The organism is Rhizobium sp. AC27/96 (assembly GCF_001692325.1).
Taxonomy (GTDB): Bacteria; Pseudomonadota; Alphaproteobacteria; order Rhizobiales; family Rhizobiaceae; genus Rhizobium.
On record NZ_LXKN01000045.1, the window covers coordinates 1 to 654 of the forward strand.

The 654-nt window shown below is 62.2% G+C and carries 1 protein-coding gene; it reads left to right on the plus strand.

Features of this window, described 5'->3' with window-relative positions; all coding sequences use genetic code 11:
• Positions 1-654 (plus strand): AMP-binding protein (locus A6U86_RS25370; RefSeq protein WP_141683814.1); only part of this gene is annotated, 654 nt, incomplete at both ends.

The window sequence follows — 654 nt, forward strand, 5'->3', positions numbered from 1 at the left end:
TCGGCCGGATTGATTTGCTTGGCGTTCAGGAGCGTCATCTCCTGCTTGAGGACTGGAATGACACGGCCACCGCCTTTGCTGAGGACGCCTGCATCCATGATCTGTTCGAGGCCCAGGTTGCGCGCTCGCCGGATGCGATCGCGCTGATCTGCGAAGACCAGGAGATCAGCTATGGCGAGCTGAATGTGCGCGCCAATCGTGTCGCCCACAGGCTGATCGAACTTGGCGTGCGCCCTGATGCACGTGTCGGCATCTGCGTCGAGCGATCCCCGCTGATGATCGTCGGGCTGCTCGGGGTCCTGAAGGCGGGCGCAGCCTATGTGCCACTGGATCCTGCCTATCCCGCCGACCGTCTTGCCTTCATGCTGTCGGACAGTGCACCGGTGGCGGTGCTCGTCGACGCGAAGACCTTCGGGCCTGTCGGGGCGATGCTGGAGGAGGCAGGCCTGCCCTGCCCGCTACTGGATCTGACCACGGCGGAATGGGCAAGCGCTTGCGATGACAATCCCGAGCGATCAGCCCTTGGTCTCACATCCCGGCATCTCGCCTATGTCATCTACACCTCCGGTTCAACCGGAAAGCCTAAAGGCGTCATGATCGAACACCGTAGCCTGGTTGCCGACGTCGAAGACGGCGTTGCCAGATATGCGATCA